Origin of the sequence: Psychrobacter sp. VH5, from assembly GCF_050572635.1 — a bacterium.
GTDB lineage: Bacteria > Pseudomonadota > Gammaproteobacteria > Pseudomonadales > Moraxellaceae > Psychrobacter > Psychrobacter celer.
This window is the reverse complement of record NZ_CP192145.1, coordinates 208,890-227,885: the sequence shown is the minus strand read 5'-3', so window position 1 is coordinate 227,885 and position 18,996 is coordinate 208,890. Positions and strand designations below refer to the sequence as shown.

Sequence of the window (18,996 nt, the reverse complement as noted above, 5' to 3'; positions counted from 1 at the left end):
AATCTCATGAAATATATCAGTACCCGTGGTCAGACAGCACCGATGGATTTTAGTGATGTGCTTTTGATGGGGCTTGCGCCAGATGGCGGTTTGATGCTGCCTGAACAGTATCCGAGCATTGATAGCGCTACCCTTGATGAGTGGCGTACGCTGAGCTATCCGCAGCTTGCCATGGCGATTATGCAGCGCTTTGCCACAGATATCCCGGCGGCTGATTTGCAAGATATCATCGAGCGTACTTATACCGCTGACGTATTTGGCTCTGATGAGATTGTCCCTGTCCGCAAACTTGAAGACGACCTGTATATTTTGGGATTGTCCAATGGTCCGACGCTGGCATTTAAAGACGTGGCTATGCAGTTTTTGGGCAATGCCTTTGAATACGTGCTGAAAAAGAAAGGCGCGCGGATTACCATCATTGGTGCCACCAGTGGTGATACGGGCAGTGCGGCGGAGTATGCGCTACGCGGCAAAGAAAATATCGACGTCTTTATGCTGTCACCGCATGGCAAGATGAGTGAGTTTCAGCGTGCGCAGATGTATAGTTTGACTGATGACAATATCCATAATATCGCCATCGACGGTATGTTTGATGACTGTCAAGATATCGTCAAAGCGCTGCAACAGGACGCGGCATTCAAAGCCGCTTATAATCTCGGTACGGTGAACTCAATCAACTGGGGCCGTATCCTTGCGCAAATCGTTTATTACTTTAAGGCCTATTTTGCCGTCACCACAAGCAATGACGAAAAAGTCAGCTTTAGCGTACCATCGGGCAATTTTGGTAATATTTGCGCCGGTCACATTGCTCGTGAGATGGGGCTGCCAGTCGATCGCCTTATTGTCGCCACCAACGAAAACGATGTGCTCAATGATTTCTTTAATCAAGGTGCCTACCAGCCGCGCCCAGCTGAGCAGACTTACGTGACCTCTAGCCCATCGATGGATATCTCAAAAGCCTCTAACTTTGAGCGTTTTGTCTATTTACTGCTCGATAAAGACAGTGCCCGCGTCCATGCGTTGTTTGAAGGCGTAAAATCCGGCCAAGGGTTTGATTTGTCTGATTTGATGGAAGCAGTTAACACACGTTATGGTTTTGCTGCTGGCAAATCCACCCATAGCGACCGCTTACAAACCATCAAGGCGCTTTATGAGCAGCATGGTGAGTTGGTTGATCCGCACACTGCCGATGGGATTAAAGTCGCTAAAGAATTACAACGCGCAGGCGAAGTGATTGTATGTGCCGAGACTGCTTTGCCTGTAAAGTTTGCCGATACCATTGTTGAGGCTGTTGGGCAAATTCAGATCGCTCGTCCAGCCCATACTGAGGGGCTAGAGGACTTGCCGCAGCATGTCGTGGTATTAGACAATGACGCTGAGCTGGTCGCTGAACAAATTCGTCAACATGTAACGGCAAACCCAGCGTAATTAATAAAGGTATTTAACGCTCATTGTAAAAAGTAAATCTAGGAAATCATCCACATAAAGGTTACGGCATTGTAATAAAGTGTTTATGATTGTGTTATGGTAGATATAATTGTAATATGAGGAACAGCGTCGGCAAGTCATCATCGTGTTAGACGCTTTTTTAGCCATAAACATCAGTCAATTACAAAAAACAGCTGCCCAATAGGCGTCATAATAATTGCATTGCTGTGTCTGTAAACTGCGCTGAGTCTCTACGAATATATAATCGAAGGGCTTGACAGGTATAGACGTAAGTAGGGTTTGTTAAGGCGGCGACAGCGGTACATATTGTGGATATAACAATGAAGATGAGCTTAAAAAAGATAGCAAAAGCACTGTTGATCACGACATTTAGCAGTGCCATGCTAATGAGTACTGCCCACGCCAATAATCCACCACCTACCATCAAAGCCGATGCCCCTAATCGCTACATCGTCAAAAAAGGCGATACCTTATGGGATATCTCTGGGCGCTACTTAGACAGCCCGTGGCGCTGGAAAGAGATTTGGGCAACCAATAAACACATCAAAAACCCGCATCTGATCTACCCAAACGACATCCTTATCTTGTGCGTGATTCAGGGTAAAACCTTGGTCGGTGTCGATACGGGCGAAGGCTGTGCAGGAATCGAAAAGCAGCTGACGGGTGATGTCACCGCCAGTGCGGTCACTGTGACCTCAACGGCCAACAGTATCCCTCCTATTCCTTGGTCAGCAATTCAGCATTGGCTCGATAAGACCATCATCGTCGATCCACAAGATTTTAATACCACGCCATACATCTTGGCTTCTAAAAACCGCAACTTAATCACCGCCAGTGGTGATAAGGTCTATGCCAAAGGCGTACCACTGATCGTGGGGCAACGCTATGGCATTTACCGTGAAGGTGAGAGATACGTCGAGCCAAAAACCCAAAAAGTCATCGGTCTTGAAGTTACCCAAGTGGCCACAGGCCTAGTGACATCGACAGAAAGCAACGGCGTCACCAGCCTGCAACTGACAGACAGCTATGGCAAAGAAGTGCGCGAAGGTGATCGGGTATTTGTAGAGTTAGACAATGCGATCCCGCCTGTGTTTTATCCAACCCCAGCCAGCGTCAGTCGCGGCGGTATGATCGTACGAGTGATGGATTCGATCAGCTCTGCAGCAAAAGGCAGCGTAGTCGCCATCAACCTTGGTAGTACGCATGGTGCCAAACCTGGTGATGTATTGACTGTGTACCAAAAAGGACCATTGGTGCGTGATATCAGAGACAATGATACGCCAGTGCGTTTGCCAAACGAGCCAAGTGGGATGCTGATGGTTTTTAATACGTTTGAACATATCAGCTATGCCTATGTACTGGATTCTGAGCTGCCACTGAATGTCGGTGATCAGTTATTACCGCCGCCATATTTATAAACACGCCAAATACAGTACAAGGTTTTGAGATGAGCACCCGATCTTAGCGGAGGCGAGCCAAACGATGATGACAGCAGTCACCCCTTCTTTATCAGACGAGCAGCGCGCCATAGTGGCGCTATGGTATGAGGTGAATGCGTCATTGTCTGCTTATCACAAGCTGACGACGAGCTTTGGTAGTGCACAGCTGGCGTGGACGGCGACAGTAGAGGCTTGGCGGCAGCTGGGTATTCATTATACCCATCTCAAACGCCATGAGCAGCCAGCGCAAACACGCGCTAATATCGACAAAATCCAACAAGCACGCGTAGAAGGGCGCTATGGATTACTGTTTGCCGATCAAGCGGACTATCCTGCCCAGCTGCTACAGATATATGATCCGCCGCCAGTGTTGTTTTATCGCGGTAATCTATCTCGTCTGCACCAAGCCCAAATCGCCATCGTCGGTAGTCGCAAGCCCACCGCCCACGCACAAAAAATCACCTTTGATATGGCGCAGTACTTAGCGCAGGCAGGCTACATTGTCACCAGCGGGCTGGCCATGGGTGTGGATAAACGCGCACATCTAGGTGCACTGGCACAGACAGATTTAGCCCATCAAGGCCGGACGATCGGGGTAATGGGCACAGGAATTGATGTCAATTATCCCAATCATCACGACCAGCTATTTAGTCAAATCATCGAGCAGGGTGGCTGTATCATCAGTGAGCTGCTACCGCATACGCCGCCGCACAAGCATACCTTTCCACGCCGTAATCGCTTGGTCGCAGGACTCAGTCTAGCGACCATCGTCACCGAAGCCACCATTCAAAGTGGCTCGCTGATCACCGCGCGCTTGACCTCAGAGCAAGGCAAGCAAGTCTTTGCGGTGCCAAGCCATATTGACAATAGCAATGCTGAAGGCTGCCACCATTTGATACGCGAAGGGGCGACGTTGATTTATCATCCTCAGCAGGTTATTGAAGATGTCAGCAGTCAGCTTAGCCACCAGAAAGGTTTTGGTAGTCGCGTGCCGCCGAACAAACGCACACCTTCTGATAATGATAACGCCACACCATCAGCACAGGTTGCCAATACTGCAGAGAGCCCGCTGCCATCTACGATAGCTAATCACCCGGACCCTGTGGCTCCCAAACACTTGCAGCCAGTATATGAGCAGCTTGACTGGCATGGGCAAGATTTGGATGCGCTGTTGCTGGCCACCACGCTTGAAGCACCCGTTTTGATCGGGCAGCTGATGGAGCTTGAGCTATTGGGTCTCATCAGCGTACAAGGCGGGCGTTACTTGCGTGTCTAAAAAATGCTATTTTTGCGAGTGGCTGTCTTAGATTGGCTTTTTGCTGTGGTATGATAAGTTTCTACCTTTTTATTTTTTGTACCTCCATCATGAAACCATCCTCCTCCGTTTTGGCCGACTCCGTCAGCCAAGCTGCTACTTGGCTAAAAAATGGCCAGCTACTTGCTTATCCAACCGAAAGTGTCTGGGGTATCGGCTGTGACCCTTATAATCAAGCCGCCGTACAACGCATCTTGACCATCAAACAGCGACCAATCGCCAAAGGCATGATTGTCATTACCGATAGTGCCGAGCGTTTAGCGCCGCTGCTTGCACCTTTAACACAGGCTCAGCGTCAGCCTATTTTGGCGAGCTGGCAGACGGACAGCGACAACACCCAGCCGCAGTATCAACAAGCGCATACATGGCTATTACCTATTCCGCAAACACTAAGCACCAGTATCCCTCATTGGATAACCGGCCAGCATCAAACCGTGGCGGTACGGGTCATCTCTCATCCGCTTATCCAGCAGCTGTGCCAGCAGTTGGTCAGTGAGCAAAACCCTTTTGGCCTGCTGGTCTCCACCAGCTGTAACCCTTCAGGACAGCCGCCTGCCATGACTTTCTCTGAAGCTTATGCGTATTTTTCTGAGCAAATTGGCTACTTACAGGCTGATACCTTGAGGTATACACTGCCGAGCCAAATCCGTGATGCGCGCACAGGTCTGATTATTCGTTAGCGCCTACTTATGCTTTACAGAAAATCAGACACACGGCATAAGTAGGTTGGACTGGGTTTTGTATTAATCTGACTATATATCGTCTTATAGTCAATTCTAAATAAAACAGATACATTATATATCAACGTGGAACTGGTATAAATTTTCCTTGCGTGCTGTGCCTGCGCTGCTCGATGCTGCGTAAAATTTATCTCAGTCCCACTGTATCGTTTTTATACTGAACTCACTGTATTATCATATTGCCTTGTGATTTCACTGTTGACAGAAATAAAAGAATAGCGCAGTATGGAGATAGACAATGTTATCAATTTAAAAAATAGCGTATATCTATCAATTATGAAACTAAATCCTGTGACTGAAAAATTCGTTTTGCATTGGGGAGAGATGGGCTCGCAGTGGGGCATCAATCGCACCATGTCGCAGATTCATGCGTTATTGTTTATTATTGGAAAGCCTTTAAATGCTGAGCAGATTACTGAAACGCTTGGCGTTGCACGCTCAAATGTTTCAAACAGTCTCAAAGAGCTACAACATTGGGGGCTGGTACAAAAGGTCTCAATACTGGGCGACCGCCGCGATCACTTTACCACCAATACCGACGTTTGGGAGTTGGCACGTATCATCGTGATTGAGCGTCAAAAGCGTGAGCTTGAGCCGACAGTACAGTTTTTGCAGGCGCTCATAGACAGCCCAGAGTTTGAGCACGAAAACAGCGACGTAAAAGCTCGGCTCCGTGAGACACAAGCATTCGTCGAAACAGTGACCACGTGGTCTTCTGAGATGCTACGATTGCCCAGCAGCGTACTCAAAAAGATATTGAAATTGGGTAGTAGTATAAAAAAAGTCTTACGTTAATGGTCTGTGTTAAACAAGCGATGGTGCGTGGTTTAACGATAGTTAAGCTACTGTAAACAGGTACAGCACGACTGGTATTCAATTTTTTTGCGGGCGGTGCTTAAGCCGACAGGGGACACGGCCTACATAGACTCATAAAAATTTAAGTTATTATTTCTGTTTTGACAGAAATAATAATAATGACAAGATAACTTATAGTAGGCTTTAGATAGTAGGCTTTAGACAGAGGTCTTAGACCAATCACAAATGGATGTGGCACATGAAACCAAATAACACACAAAGTCAGACAGAGCAAAAGGTCAAGGATGTGGTGAGGTCGATAGTCTGGCAAGATTTGCGCCAGCTGACTGGTAGACAGATCGCTTATAACATTATTTTGCCTTATCCATTTTTATTGTTGTCGTGGTGGTTTGCTAGCCAGTCTTGGTATGTACTGGCGTGCGGTGCGTCTTATCTGTTTTTTGCCGCCGCTTTTCGTCAAGCGCATGATGGTTATCACCATAGTTTAGGTGCAGGTCGGCGTCTGACCACTGCTATTTTGTTGCTGCTTAGTGTGCTATTGATGACCAGCTTACATAGTATCCGAGCCACTCACATGGCGCATCATCGAGACCCATTAGGCGATCACGACGTTGAGGGTCGTTTGGCAAAGGCATCATGGCAGCAAGCACTGCTCGGCGGTATCACGTATCGGTTGGCTATCTACCGTCAAGGGCTGCGCTTGAGCAGTCGCCGTCACAGGATGCTGGCTTGGCTAGAGTTTGGATTGATAGCATTGGTGATCATGGGCGCCCTGATGATGAGCGTGTTTGCTGCGTCTACGGTGCTTGGGCAGGTGGTGCTATACCATCTTGTGGTGATGATGTTGGCCAACGCCAGTGTCGGTATCATCGCTGTATGGGGCGTGCATCACGACTGTGACGAGACGATAGCCCGCACTGAGCGCAACCCTCTGGTAAATCTGCTGACATTTAATTTGCTTTATCATGTAGAGCATCATTTGTTTCCTGCGATACCATCCAACCATTTGCCAACGCTTGCCAAGCGTTTGGACGCAGCCGCACCTCACTTGACCAATGCGCCTGTACTACCCAGCCGCACTACTGTTATAAAGCGCATGAAGCGTCGTCGCTGGAGTGCCATAAAAGACACGTATCAAAACAGTAATGACAGTGAGTGCCCTATCCGTAAGCATTTTGCTTAGAGACGAGTAGATCTCTAAATGGATGAAAAAAGGCCAATTATTTTATAGGTGCTGGTCATTAGAGCGTGTCTTTATTTTTAACCCATTTAGATGGCTATTGATTGAATTGAAGAGATGTCCTAGACCAAAAAACGTTACCAAAAGCCTGTAAAAGTCGTTTTGATAAAACCTGTCAAAAAGTAGACGATAGTGTAATAGTCTGGTTTTTTTGAGACGATAGGTAATGCGGATAATAACTGAAGCATAAAGGGAGCAGAGTATGAAGATGTTAATCAGTGGTGGCTCAGGATTTTTGGGTAGTGCGCTGAGTGATGAGATGATCAAGCGTTATTATCAAACAGGACAAGATCTTGCCATCACATGGCTGACGCGAGACAGCACTCAAGCACATCCTGATGGCATTAATATGATGACTTATGATGAGCTTACAAAGACTGATAAAAGCTTTGATGTGATAATAAACCTAGCGGGAGCAGGTATTGCCGACTCGCGCTGGAGCGATAGTCGCAAAGAGCAGCTGATGGCGAGCCGTATCCGGCCTACTGAGGCATTGTTGGCATTTATCGCTCGCAGCCGCAGCAAGCCCAAATTATTGATTAGTGGTTCAGCGATAGGGTGGTACGGCACACAAGGCGATAAACCATTGACAGAAAGTAGTGGTTTTGAGACAGATTTTGCTCATAAATTATGTGATGATTGGGAGCAGTTAGCGCTTAAAGCCACTGAACATGGTGTGCCTGTGGCAATCGTGCGCACTGGTGTGGTGATTCATCCTGATGGTGGGATACTTGCCAAGCTTTTGACCCCATTTAAAATGGGCGTTGGTGGACAATTGGGCGATGGCAAGCAAATCATGAGCTGGATCAGTCGGGCAGACTGGGTCGGCGCTGTGATATTTATCATTGAGCAGCACCTTGCTGATTATAACAACAGTCAAACCACAAATGATAATTCACTAAAAACCACAAATGATACACCAGCTATGGTCTACAACTTAACTGCGCCCAACCCTGTAACCAATCATGCTTTTACCAAAACCGTAGGTACATGGCTACATCGTCCAACATTCTTTACTTTACCAGAATTTTTACTAAAGCTGATATTTGGTGAGATGTCGACACTACTAATTGATGGTCAAAAGGTGCTACCACAAGCGCTTCTTGATGCAGGTTACACGTTTAAGCATGCGACACTCAGACAAGCATTAGAGGAACAAGATTAGTTGTGTCTTGACTGTTTCATGTGAAACATTAAAAATCGCGCTCAAGGACAATCCATGCGTTACGCATTTTTCATCATCATTTTTTTGCTCTTGCAGCTGTTTAGTGCGGGTGCTGCTCTAAGCTTACATTGGTGGTTACAGCCTTGGGCAACGCCGACATTAGAGATCGTCCTATGGGTTAGTGTGTTCGCCATCACCAATATCTTGCTGATATTGAGCATCAAAAGGGCATTTGCCAATAGCTATCGCTGGATTAGTGGTTGGATGCTGGTTATGCATTTTATGCTGCTCGCGGCATTGATAATAGGTATACTATATGGCTACTATGTTTTTAGGGCATCATTGTTAGGGGTGCTCACGGACGGTGTCTCGAATATCTCTACTGATGTTGGCTTAGAGCTTCGAGGGTTCGCACTGGTTATATTTATAAGCTTATTTATTTATGCACTGCATAGTGCTTATGTGCCAGTCGTACGTCAGCTATCTATTAGTATTGACAAACCTTTGGCCAAGCCACTGCGGATTGCAGTCGCAAGCGATCTGCACATAGGACGACTATTTGGCGTGGCTGCCATAGATAGATTACGCCATCTGGTAATCAAAGTTGACGCTGATATTTTACTAATGCCAGGCGATATCATGGATGACAATACAGATGCGTTTAATAACTATAATATGGCAAAAAACTTAGCTGAGCTATGCAGCAGCCTGCCATACGGCGTCTATGCAACATTGGGCAATCATGATTTGTATGGTCATGAGCGACCCATCAGTCAAGCGTTAGCGGATGCAGGCGTACATTTATTAAATGATAACGTATTTTGTGTAGAGCATCAGGGGCAAGCGGTCTGGTTGATCGGACGCTTTGATAATCACAAACGCCAGCGTGTGGCTACAACGGATTTGCTCGCGCGCGTTGATACCTCACAGCCTGTTATTTTGCTGGATCATAGGCCGAGTGATATTGCTGAGCACAGTCAGCTGCCCATTGATTTACAGGTTTCAGGACATACTCACAACGGACAAATCTTCCCAGCCAACTTCATTGTAAAGGCCATTAATCGAATAGGGTATGGCTACGAGGCGATTGGCAAAGGACACTTTGTCGTATCCTCTGGTTATGGCTTTTGGGGTATCCCATTCAGACTAGGCTCACGCTCTGAGATTTGGATGATTACCCTGACGCCCAGTGGTGCCGTTGCTGAGCCGTCGTCATAGTCAGCGCGCCAAAGCAGCCAGTCATTAGGCCGCTAACTGCCCCTGCTCACGAATGACCTCACGGACAAAACTGGCAAAACCGTGGATGATTTTGCGGGTTTCTAATCCTAGCCTCTGATGAATGCTCATAAAGTGAATAAAACCATGCGGCGCACCAAGTACCGTATAGTTTCTCACCGATATGCCATGTGTCTTTAGTTGCTCTGCATACGCAAAAGCTTCATCACGTAAGACATCCAGCTCTGAGGTGACGATATAAGTGGGGCAGACGTGGCTGTTGTCCCCCAGCATAGGCGAGTTGAGAATGTGTTGTCGCGGTAAGGGGCTGTTTTTTAGACATGCCGCGTCAAACACCGCCACATCGTCATGATCTAACAACAAGCCTTCGCCGTATAGCTCCCAGCTTGGATAGTCTGTCTCGATATCGGTAACAGGGTAAAGCGGCATTTGCGCAAGTGGCTGAGGCAGACGCTCTAACAGCGCAAACATATCTTGCCCCGCTTCGCCTAGGTCTGCCCAAGCTTGTTTGGCAGGAGCGGTGAGCTGCTGAGCAATAAGGGTCGATAAGCCGCCACCTGCGCTGTCGCCTGCCAAGACGATACGTGATGGCAGCGCGCCAAACATATGACAATGCTCGGCCAGCCAAGCATAAGCGCTGATACAGTCTTTTAGCGCGGCTGGAGCGGGGTGCTCAGGTGCCAATCGATAGTCGACACTGACGACAGGCCAGCCAGTCTGCTGGCTCAGCGCATGACAAAACTCGTGATGCGTATCGATACCGCCGATACAAAACCCACCACCATGAAAAAACAACAACACGGTCTCATCAGGATTGTGCACGCTGCCTTTTTTGATTGTCTTTCTATAAGTGCTAGCATCTGGCTGATAGCAGCGAATGGTCATATCGCCATCATCAGCATTTGCAATCACCTTATCAGTCCAACGAACGCTGACCTCACCTTTTTTGCGAAAGCGCTTTATATTATTCATCAGCGTATCGCCCGTCTGTTGCCATACCTTTGGAGACTGCATGGCCACGGCATCGGCAGCGAACCTCTCACGCAGCTTAGGCATCGGCGTCAGCTCAAGCGGGGTTTTTAGCTTACTATTTATTGCCAAAATCAGCCGTAGATGGGCATCGGCATGCAAGTATTGCTTAGAAGTGGGGCCGCCAAGGTAGCTGACCAAACTTTCTAACAGCGGCAATGGCAAATAACCCAGCCCTTTTATCGCATAATGCAAGGTATGCGCTTGATGATGAACGACTTGCTGATAACCCACACACGTGCTTTTTAACGCAAAGCATTGACGCTTAGCGCTATCTTTTGGTACAGCTTCTATCTCAGGCGCTAGCTCGTTTGAGCGCTTTAGATTGATCAACGCTCTATTTAATAAGGTATTGAGCGATATGGTTGAGTGAGACATAACACCTCGGATACATGATGGTTAATGTTTGAAATAACAGATGTTTTTGGCCATAGTAAAGTAAAAGAAAATAAAATTGAGTATATTTTGGTAATGGAATGAATGAAAACCGTAAAAATTTTGGAATAAACTAAAGGTTTGGTAGCGGGTGTGAGCTATAAAGGTAAATCAATAGCAGTAGGAGGGTACCTCTTGCAAAATAGATTGGCTAGATTTGCCTGTTTGTTCCAACGTTTTGTTTCAATGTTTGGCCTCACTGTTTATGCCGTTGTCAGCACCATATCTCTAGTCCCACGCTCGTTGGTACAGCAATTGTTGTAAATGGGAAAAAATCCTCAGCGCAAGGCTTGAAATTTGTCCTCATCACCTTTATCAATCAGCTATCAAAGCATATTCGCAAAAAATCAGTGATATTTGTTGATTATCTAATAAAAGCGCAGACTAATAAGAGCACAGTATGATTTGCTGCCAGCAGGTTTGTTGTGCCATACATCAATCGTCATTATTAAAATTCTAAGGAGCTATCATGAGCGAGCAAAACAATAACCACAAATCCCCTGAGCACAATGTGGCGCACGACAATGTCGAGCATAATGACAGTATTTTAGAAGAAACCATGGATGAGTTTGATCCAAAAAACAATTTATCTGAAAAAGTCACCATCGACAACGAAATCGATATCGACACTTTCAAAGCACGTATTGCTGAGCTCGAAGGCGAGGTCAAGCAGGCCCGTGAGACCACCGCCCGTGCCAATGCCGAAGCTTACAATGCGCAAAAACGCATGGAGCAAGAAGCCGATAAAAGCAAAAAATTTGCCCTACAAAAATTTGCCAAAGAGCTATTGGAAGTCGTTGATAATCTAGAGCGTGCGATTGAAAACGCCGACGCCAGCGATCCGGTTACCGAAGGCGTGCAACTGACGCACAAAGCCCTGCTGTCTGTCCTCAACAAAAACGGTATCGAAATGATTGACCCACAAGGTGAAAAGTTCAATGCCGATGTTCACGAAGCGGTGGGTATCGATGCCGATGCCGACGCTGATGTGGTCGGTACAGTGCTACAAAAAGGCTATAGCCTCAATGGTCGCCTACTACGTCCAGCGATGGTACGCGTGGGTCAGTAGGATTTTTTACTTGATTTTAAGCATCTAAACCTTACTTATATAAAGGGTTTTGCCAAAAAATCACACAAAAGACAATTTTTTGCTTGATGATTGCCTTGAAAAAATCGACAGGCAAACCGATATATAGCAATAAGTGACCGACTATGGTCTGAAGATATAAGTAGTTATATTTAAAATATACATTAGGAGCATTTGATTATGGGTAAAGTAATTGGTATTGACTTGGGTACAACCAACTCATGTGTGGCAGTGATGGAAGGTGACAAAGTCAAAGTCATCGAAAACGCTGAAGGTACCCGTACCACACCTTCTATCGTCGCTTATAAAGACGACGAAATCCTCGTTGGTCAATCGGCTAAGCGCCAAGCGGTTACCAACCCAAAAAACACTTTGTTTGCGATCAAGCGTCTGATCGGTCGCCGTTTTGATGACAAAGTGGTACAAAAAGACATCGGCATGGTGCCATACAAAATCGCCAAAGCGGATAACGGTGATGCTTGGGTAGAAGTAAACGGTAAAAAACTAGCGCCACCACAGGTTTCTGCTGAAATCTTGAAAAAAATGAAAAAAACGGCAGAAGATTATTTGGGCGAAAAAGTAACAGAAGCGGTCGTAACCGTACCTGCTTACTTCAACGACTCACAGCGTCAAGCCACCAAAGATGCCGGTAAAATCGCCGGTCTTGATGTAAAACGTATCATCAACGAACCAACTGCCGCCGCTCTTGCTTATGGTATGGACAAAAAGCAAGGCGATAGCACCGTTGCTGTATATGACTTGGGCGGTGGTACTTTTGATATCTCAATCATTGAGATTGCAGATGTAGACGGCGAGCAACAGTTTGAAGTACTAGCGACCAATGGTGACACATTCCTTGGCGGTGAAGACTTTGACTCAGCATTGATTGATTACTTGGTCGATGAATTCAAAAAAGAGCAAGACGTCAACCTAAAAGGTGACTCACTTGCGATGCAGCGTCTAAAAGAAGCAGCAGAAAAAGCAAAAATCGAGCTATCAAGCGCTCAAAGCACTGAAGTGAACTTACCATACATCACCGCTGACAGCAGTGGTCCTAAGCACTTGGTCATCACTATCAGCCGCTCTAAGCTTGAGAGCTTAACCGAAGATCTGGTACAGCGTACCATGGGTCCTTGTAAGATTGCCCTTGAAGATGCTGGCCTAAAAGTCGGCGACATCAATGACGTGATCTTGGTCGGTGGTCAGACTCGTATGCCACTTGTACAACAAAAAGTACAAGAGTTCTTCGGTCAAGAGCCACGTAAAGACGTAAACCCTGACGAAGCAGTAGCAGCGGGTGCCGCGATTCAAGGCGCGGTATTGTCTGGTGACAAAACTGACGTTTTATTGCTTGATGTGACACCATTGACGCTTGGTATTGAGACGATGGGCGGCGTAATGACCCCAATCATCGAGAAAAACACCATGATTCCTACCAAGAAATCACAAGTGTTCTCAACAGCAGAAGACAACCAGCCTGCGGTAACCATTCAGGTTTATCAAGGCGAGCGTAAAATCGCTAACCAAAACAAACTGCTTGGCCGCTTTGACTTAACAGATATTCCACCAGCGCCGCGTGGTCTGCCACAAATCGAAGTGACTTTCGATATCAACGCTGATGGTATCATGAACATCTCAGCGACTGACAAAGGTACTGGTAAAGCGCAAAGCATCCAGATCAAAGCAGACTCTGGCTTGTCGGATGAAGAAGTTGAGCAAATGGTACGAGACGCTGAAGCCAACGCAGCTGAAGATGAGAAGTTTGCAAATCTGGCGCAAGTTCGTAACGAAGCGGATGGTCGTATCCATGCGGTACAAAAAGCGCTAAAAGAAGCGGGTGATAAAGTCACTGAAGAAGAAAAATCATCAGTAGAAGCGGCAATCTCTGAGTTAGAGACAGCGACTAAAGAAGATGATCATGACGACATCAAAGCCAAACTTGAAGCGCTAGACAATGCTTTCTTGCCTATCAGCCAAAAAATCTATGCTGATAGCGGTGCAGGCGCAGAAGGTATGGATCCAAGCCAGTTCCAGCAAGGCGCGGATGCAGCAAGCAACAACCAAGCCGACGATGATGTTGTCGATGCTGAGTTTACAGAAGTAGACGACAAAAAATAAAACGGCTGATAAGCTGACCGTTGATTAATGTGACAAAAAAACGCACCTTTCGAGGTGCGTTTTTTTATGGCAGTTACCCATTTGATCAACGATCGATATTTGGTTCAACGATCAATATTTGACCCGATAAGCTGAGCGCTAATAATCAGTGCCTCATAAGTGAGTATGACACCAGCGTCTCCCGCCTCATCTATCGCCGAAAACTGCTGCCAGTAGCGCCGCTCAAATTGCTGTAAGCTCGATTTGTTCCAAACGAAAGCCACGCGCGGGCTGGCTTTGTTTTGCGCTTGATTGGTCGATACACCAGTGAGTTTCATATGTTTGAGTACCGCATAAGGACTAGAAAACGTCACATCAAAGCGCCGTGTCGATAGCGCAATATTGTCAAACCCAGCGTGATGCAATGCCAAGCGCCATTGCTGCATGTCAGGATAGTGAAGCCCTTGACCAGTCAGGGCTTTGATTTGCAAAAAATTATTAGGCGTAAAGGTGCTAAAGGCCAGCTGGCCACCTGCTTGGAGGCGAGAGGCAGAGTGGGTAACAAAGCTGAGAGGGTTATCAAACCATTGCACAGCATTGGCGCTGACAACCAAACTATGTTCTCCTTTGAAGTCGATAGTTTCAGCGTCGCCGATGGCGATCTGAGCATTTGGCAAAATGCCTTTCAAGGTGGCTGTTTGCTCGGCGCATAGCTCATTGATCAGCCAGTGCTGGCTTTGAATGTGCTCGGCCAATAGGCGGGTCATCTGACCTGTACCTGCGCCAATCTCTAAGACGCTGTCTTGCGTTTTTTTTGAGATGGTCGCCAGCAAGTCGTGACAGATCTTTTGCTGGATAGTGGCGTGCTCATCATAATGACTGGCATTGGCAAAATGGCGCGCGATGGTTTGCTTTCTGTGATCTAGCTTGAGTGCGGCTGAGTGTGTCATCTATGCTATTACATCCTGTCGGCGAGCCATTTTTCCTAAACCATATTATCAGTCTGTGACTGATCGTAAGGCATCTGTACGTCATCGCTAGTAGCGATTCAACCTATATTTAAGACAACTACAGCTGCTGAATTAACCGCTCACAGTCATCATAGGTCAGTTTGGCATTCATCACGAGACGAATGCGCGCGCTATTGGCAGGCACCGTAGGCGGCCTAATAGGCAGTGCATAAAACCCAGCGGCCTGTAGCTGCTGGGCTTTGGCCAGTGTGCGCGCATTATCGCCCAATATATAAGGGACGATAGGCGAGGCGTAGGCGCTGCTGGCTGCGCTGGTAGAGTGCTTGCGAGCAATGGCCTCGCTCAGCTCGGTAGACAGTAGCGCCAAATGCGTCCGTGCCGACGTCAAGCTTGGCATTTTGGCCAACACAAAACGTGTCCAAGCATGGTTGATGGGCGGCAATGCGGTACTAAAGATCAGTGAGCGCATGTGATTGACCAGCCAGCGCTTGATAATTTCATCACACATGATATAAGCGCCAACGGAGGCAAATGCCTTGCCAAAGGTACCAACCAAATAATCAATCTGCCCGAGTGTCTGCGTTTCCTCTGCCAGCCCAAGCCCTGTCTCCCCTAAGACCCCGATAGCATGAGCTTCGTCGACATACAGCTCAATGCGCGTATCTTGAGCTTTTATTTGTACCAGTTGTTGTAAGTCTGCGCGATCACCATCCATACTAAACACGCTTTCGGTCACGATAATGATGCGCCTGATATCGTTATCAGCTCGCTCGATAAGCCGAGCCAGATGCGCGTAGTCATTATGACGATAACGGCGATAGCCAACGGTTTTGTTTTGGCTAAGGCGCAGCCCATCGATAATACTGGCGTGCACCAGCTTATCTGCTAATACCAGCGTTTTGATGGGTAAGGCGGTCAGCGCGGGCAAAATACCGATATTGGCATGGTAGCCGCTGTTAAATACCAACACAGATTTTGGCCTACTCAGATTGCTAGGACTATTAGAGGCATCTTCTTGACACACCGCCGTTTGATACCACGCTTGCATCTCAAGCTCTAAGGCTTGTAACTGCGTGTCGTCTCCTGTGAGTAGCCTTGAGGAGGTGGCACTCATCTTAGGATAATGTGTGTCAGACAATTGATCCATCTGCTCAAAAAACGCCCTTTGTAGACTACTGTCGCTGCCCAAGCCCAGATAGTCATTACTGGCGATGTTTAGTAAGCGTTTGCCTTGATAAACAACATAGCGCCCATCATGTGCCAGCGTCGGTATCTGCCGATACTGCTCATTTTTCTTTAACGTCTGTAGTGCTTGCTCCAGCTCGTCCTTGAGGCTCATCATCTATTTTTCCTGTTATTTTGATAAAACAAAGCGATTTTTTGGCCTTTTTCGGTCTCTTTGTTCCTTGTGGCTAGGGCATGTATTCTATCAAGCGATAATCGTCTAACTGGGTGAAATATGAGGATACGCTCGGTAAAACCTAGTGCTCAGACACACACGCTGCCATCGCTTTCGATGAAATAAGTAGGAATTATTGCACAAAAATGGAGGTTGTAACAAAAGATTTCATATCTTTGCCTTTGTAACCCACACGCTGATAAATACTTGCAAATCTTAACTCTCATACCATCAAACACTGACAGAGAGTTTGAAATAGTTTGTTACTATCTATTCATCGTTAGCAAACAAGGCGATAAGGCCAAAAACCTATATAAATAGATAACTTGTTTGTCATAGTTTTAAGGAGCTTATCATGAATACTCTACAAAAAACCCTACTTGCACTAGCTACTGGTTCATTGTTGACAGTCAGTGCTCAATCTGCGACGACTTATAGTAACGGCTACACAGGCCAACCTTATGTGGGTGTAAAAGTCGGTCAGTTTGACTTAGATATCGACGATGCTGATGACCCAACAGCTTATGGTGTTTATGGTGGTTATAACTTTGACCAAAACTTCGGTATCGAAGCAGAATATGTCGGCTCAGACGATGCTGACTACATAAATGGTGACCTAGATGCCAAAACGTATGGTGCTTATGGTACGGCTCGCTACCAGTTTCCAAACACGGGCTTATACGCCAAAGGCAAACTAGGGGTAGCCAAAACTGAAGTAGAAGGCGATTACACTGTGGGACCAGTTAAAGTTTCAAATTCTAGTAGTGATACTGGTATCGCTGGTGGTGTTGGCTTGGGCTATTCGGTGAATCCTGATTTTGGCGTAGAAGCTGAATACGCCATGATGGATAGCGATGTTGATGCCAAACTATTAACAGTGGGCGCTCATTTAAAATTCTAAATCGATGATGAAATGACTTAAAGTCTACCGGATTAGAACTTTATAAGCGAAATGCAGTCATTGAGAAACGACAGTTGTCTACCTCGTTTCTCAAACCAATATTCTATATAAGATTGACGAACTACACTATATTAGGGGAATATTATGAAAACTTTACAAAAGACACTATTGGCTTTAGCGGCAGGTTCATTACTCAGCGTAGGTGCACAAGCTGCTGTCATTTATGGCAATGGTTACACCGGTCAAGCCTACGTCGGTGCCAAAGTCGGTCAATTTGATCTAGACGTCAATGATGCTGATGATCCAACGGCTTATGGTATCTATGGGGGTTATAATTTTGACCCTAACTTTGGTATCGAAGCTGAGTATGTCGGCTCAGATGATGCAGATTATCGCGGTGGCGATATTGATGCTAAGTCTTATGGCGCTTATGGTACTTACCGCTATCAGTTCCCAAATACAGGGTTATACGCCAAAGGTAAATTAGGTGTGGCAAAAACTGAGATAGAAGGGGACTATACGCGCAATATTGGCAATACTGAAATCAGAACCGAGACTTATTCGGACAGTGATACGAGCCTAGCAGGCGGTGTTGGTCTTGGTTATTCAGTGAGTCCAAACTTTAGCGTTGAAGCTGAATACGACAAGTTGGGAAGTGATGCTGATTTAATGACTGTTGGTGCTCAGGTGAAATTCTAAGGCATTGATTGACCACACCTTATATTTATATATCAGACAAAAAACGATCGCTTTGGCGGTCGTTTTTTTATTGTAAATACGTACTATTGAAGTCACCAAAAAAAAGTGCATAGGAAATAGCATTCTGTTAGACTACCATATTAAACAATAGTTCATCTAAATTATACGCTCTGTGACATTCATTCAGACTACATTTTAGTTTTATTTAATAGGAAGATATATGAATACCCTACAAAAAGCTTTAATTGCATTATCAATTGGCTCATTAATGAGCGTAAGCGCACAAGCGGCACTTAATTATGCAGGTCAGCCTTATGCAGGCGTGAAAATCGGTCAATACAGCCCAGATGATGCAGAAGATGATGCGTTTTCTTATGGTGTGTATGGTGGCTATAAGTTTACACCAGAGTTTGGTCTTGAAGCTGAATACTTGACGACTAGCGACACGGATGCTTTTGAAGATAGCTTTGAAAAATCGGAATATAATGCTGATGTGTATGGCTTATACGCAACTTATGACTATGCTTTTCCAAACACTGCTGTATACGCTAAAGGCCGTTTAGGGGTCGCAAAAAACGAGATAGACGTAGACTATACAGACAAGCTTGATGCGAGCGAAAACGAAAGTTTTAGCATGTCAGATACTGGTGTAGCTGGTGGTCTTGGTTTGGGTTATAACGTTAGCCCAATGGCGAGTGTGGAAGTGATGTACAATGTTTATCCAACCATCGATTTTGATGATGGCGAAGACTTAGATGCCAATGGTGTCACATTAGGCGCACACTTCAAGTTTTAATCAGTATAAAAATAGCTCAAAAACGATCGCTTTGGCGGTCGTTTTTTTATGTGGCAAAGGTTATTCGGCGCTTTTTGATTTCATCTAAGATATGGGCGTTGTGTTATGAGTGGTGTATATTGATGATTTTTAAGAGGTTATAGATGCTAAAAGTATGCTACATTGAAAGCTAGGATAGCAAG

16 protein-coding genes are annotated in these 18,996 nt (G+C 46.1%); 13 read left to right on the top strand and 3 right to left on the bottom strand.

What is annotated here, in order from left to right; all coding sequences use genetic code 11:
• The first annotated feature begins 6 nt into the window (after window positions 1-6).
• The 8 genes from thrC to ACNFVB_RS00960 all read left to right on the top strand — a co-directional run bounded on the left by thrC (window position 7) and on the right by ACNFVB_RS00960 (window position 9,382).
• On the top strand, window positions 7-1,428 hold the full coding sequence (gene thrC / locus ACNFVB_RS00995; RefSeq protein WP_430737784.1) for a threonine synthase: 1,422 nt from the start codon (window positions 7-9) through the stop codon (window positions 1,426-1,428).
• Window positions 1,429-1,769: 341 nt separating this feature from the next.
• Entirely contained in the window at window positions 1,770-2,867 is a 1,098-nt protein-coding gene (locus ACNFVB_RS00990; RefSeq protein ID WP_201585343.1) for a LysM peptidoglycan-binding domain-containing protein, read from the top strand.
• A gap of 64 nt (window positions 2,868-2,931) precedes the next feature.
• Window positions 2,932-4,164: a DNA-processing protein DprA gene (gene dprA, locus ACNFVB_RS00985; protein ID WP_430737783.1), complete on the top strand. Its 1,233-nt coding sequence runs from the start codon at window positions 2,932-2,934 to the stop codon at window positions 4,162-4,164.
• 89 nt (window positions 4,165-4,253) lie between these two features.
• Window positions 4,254-4,883 (top strand): L-threonylcarbamoyladenylate synthase, encoded by a 630-nt coding sequence (locus ACNFVB_RS00980; protein ID WP_075101289.1) that lies wholly within the window; start codon window positions 4,254-4,256, stop codon window positions 4,881-4,883.
• 336 nt (window positions 4,884-5,219) lie between these two features.
• Window positions 5,220-5,738, top strand: coding sequence for a GbsR/MarR family transcriptional regulator (locus ACNFVB_RS00975; RefSeq protein ID WP_100748948.1), 519 nt, complete (start codon window positions 5,220-5,222; stop codon window positions 5,736-5,738).
• Window positions 5,739-5,997: 259 nt separating this feature from the next.
• The gene (locus tag ACNFVB_RS00970; protein ID WP_430737782.1) at window positions 5,998-6,942 is read left to right on the top strand and encodes a fatty acid desaturase family protein; all 945 of its coding nucleotides are present in this window, start codon (window positions 5,998-6,000) and stop codon (window positions 6,940-6,942) included.
• Between the two features lie 259 nt (window positions 6,943-7,201).
• Window positions 7,202-8,164 (top strand): TIGR01777 family oxidoreductase, encoded by a 963-nt coding sequence (locus ACNFVB_RS00965; RefSeq protein WP_430737781.1) that lies wholly within the window; start codon window positions 7,202-7,204, stop codon window positions 8,162-8,164.
• A 54-nt stretch (window positions 8,165-8,218) separates the two neighbouring features.
• Window positions 8,219-9,382, top strand: a complete 1,164-nt coding sequence (locus ACNFVB_RS00960; RefSeq protein WP_430737780.1) for a metallophosphoesterase — start codon at window positions 8,219-8,221, stop codon at window positions 9,380-9,382.
• A 24-nt stretch (window positions 9,383-9,406) separates the two neighbouring features.
• Here ACNFVB_RS00960 and ACNFVB_RS00955 read toward each other — a convergent pair whose 3' ends face one another.
• Entirely contained in the window at window positions 9,407-10,807 is a 1,401-nt protein-coding gene (locus ACNFVB_RS00955) for an alpha/beta hydrolase (RefSeq protein ID WP_192993025.1), read from the bottom strand.
• 526 nt (window positions 10,808-11,333) lie between these two features.
• Between ACNFVB_RS00955 and grpE the strand changes: the two genes are divergently transcribed.
• Both grpE and dnaK read left to right on the top strand, forming a co-directional pair.
• Window positions 11,334-11,933 (top strand): nucleotide exchange factor GrpE, encoded by a 600-nt coding sequence (gene grpE / locus ACNFVB_RS00950; protein WP_430737779.1) that lies wholly within the window; start codon window positions 11,334-11,336, stop codon window positions 11,931-11,933.
• Window positions 11,934-12,131: 198 nt separating this feature from the next.
• Window positions 12,132-14,069 carry a molecular chaperone DnaK gene (dnaK, locus tag ACNFVB_RS00945; RefSeq protein ID WP_105244441.1) on the top strand — a complete coding sequence of 646 codons (1,938 nt, stop codon included), beginning with the start codon at window positions 12,132-12,134 and terminating at the stop codon, window positions 14,067-14,069.
• Between the two features lie 104 nt (window positions 14,070-14,173).
• Here the strand turns inward: dnaK and ACNFVB_RS00940 are convergent, their stop codons facing one another.
• Window positions 14,174-14,998: a methyltransferase domain-containing protein gene (locus ACNFVB_RS00940; protein ID WP_334221811.1), complete on the bottom strand. Its 825-nt coding sequence runs from the start codon at window positions 14,996-14,998 to the stop codon at window positions 14,174-14,176.
• Window positions 14,999-15,116: 118 nt separating this feature from the next.
• Entirely contained in the window at window positions 15,117-16,358 is a 1,242-nt protein-coding gene (locus ACNFVB_RS00935) for an 8-amino-7-oxononanoate synthase (protein WP_430738447.1), read from the bottom strand.
• 415 nt (window positions 16,359-16,773) lie between these two features.
• Here ACNFVB_RS00935 and ACNFVB_RS00930 point away from each other — a divergent pair, with 415 nt between their 5' ends.
• The 3 genes from ACNFVB_RS00930 (at window position 16,774) to ACNFVB_RS00920 (ending at window position 18,814) form a co-directional block, all read left to right on the top strand.
• Window positions 16,774-17,319, top strand: a complete 546-nt coding sequence (locus tag ACNFVB_RS00930; protein WP_198336286.1) for a porin family protein — start codon at window positions 16,774-16,776, stop codon at window positions 17,317-17,319.
• 144 nt (window positions 17,320-17,463) lie between these two features.
• The gene (locus ACNFVB_RS00925) at window positions 17,464-18,018 is read left to right on the top strand and encodes a porin family protein (protein WP_430737778.1); all 555 of its coding nucleotides are present in this window, start codon (window positions 17,464-17,466) and stop codon (window positions 18,016-18,018) included.
• A 220-nt stretch (window positions 18,019-18,238) separates the two neighbouring features.
• Window positions 18,239-18,814 carry a porin family protein gene (locus tag ACNFVB_RS00920; RefSeq protein ID WP_288996359.1) on the top strand — a complete coding sequence of 192 codons (576 nt, stop codon included), beginning with the start codon at window positions 18,239-18,241 and terminating at the stop codon, window positions 18,812-18,814.
• Window positions 18,815-18,996: the final 182 nt, after the last annotated feature.

Excerpts from the sequence above, each read along its gene's own strand:
- dprA (WP_430737783.1), top strand. The coding sequence starts at position 2,932 with ATGATGACAGCAGTCACCCCTTCTTTATCAGACGAGCAGCGCGCCATA.
- thrC (WP_430737784.1), top strand. The coding sequence starts at position 7 with ATGAAATATATCAGTACCCGTGGTCAGACAGCACCGATGGATTTTAGT.
- ACNFVB_RS00940 (WP_334221811.1), bottom strand. The coding sequence starts at position 14,998 with ATGACACACTCAGCCGCACTCAAGCTAGATCACAGAAAGCAAACCATC.
- ACNFVB_RS00980 (WP_075101289.1), top strand. The coding sequence starts at position 4,254 with ATGAAACCATCCTCCTCCGTTTTGGCCGACTCCGTCAGCCAAGCTGCT.
- ACNFVB_RS00990 (WP_201585343.1), top strand. The coding sequence starts at position 1,770 with ATGAAGATGAGCTTAAAAAAGATAGCAAAAGCACTGTTGATCACGACA.
- grpE (WP_430737779.1), top strand. The coding sequence starts at position 11,334 with ATGAGCGAGCAAAACAATAACCACAAATCCCCTGAGCACAATGTGGCG.
- ACNFVB_RS00970 (WP_430737782.1), top strand. The coding sequence starts at position 5,998 with ATGAAACCAAATAACACACAAAGTCAGACAGAGCAAAAGGTCAAGGAT.
- ACNFVB_RS00930 (WP_198336286.1), top strand. The coding sequence starts at position 16,774 with ATGAATACTCTACAAAAAACCCTACTTGCACTAGCTACTGGTTCATTG.
- ACNFVB_RS00925 (WP_430737778.1), top strand. The coding sequence starts at position 17,464 with ATGAAAACTTTACAAAAGACACTATTGGCTTTAGCGGCAGGTTCATTA.
- dnaK (WP_105244441.1), top strand. The coding sequence starts at position 12,132 with ATGGGTAAAGTAATTGGTATTGACTTGGGTACAACCAACTCATGTGTG.
- ACNFVB_RS00965 (WP_430737781.1), top strand. The coding sequence starts at position 7,202 with ATGAAGATGTTAATCAGTGGTGGCTCAGGATTTTTGGGTAGTGCGCTG.
- ACNFVB_RS00955 (WP_192993025.1), bottom strand. The coding sequence starts at position 10,807 with ATGTCTCACTCAACCATATCGCTCAATACCTTATTAAATAGAGCGTTG.
- ACNFVB_RS00960 (WP_430737780.1), top strand. The coding sequence starts at position 8,219 with ATGCGTTACGCATTTTTCATCATCATTTTTTTGCTCTTGCAGCTGTTT.
- ACNFVB_RS00935 (WP_430738447.1), bottom strand. The coding sequence starts at position 16,358 with ATGAGCCTCAAGGACGAGCTGGAGCAAGCACTACAGACGTTAAAGAAA.
- ACNFVB_RS00920 (WP_288996359.1), top strand. The coding sequence starts at position 18,239 with ATGAATACCCTACAAAAAGCTTTAATTGCATTATCAATTGGCTCATTA.
- ACNFVB_RS00975 (WP_100748948.1), top strand. The coding sequence starts at position 5,220 with ATGAAACTAAATCCTGTGACTGAAAAATTCGTTTTGCATTGGGGAGAG.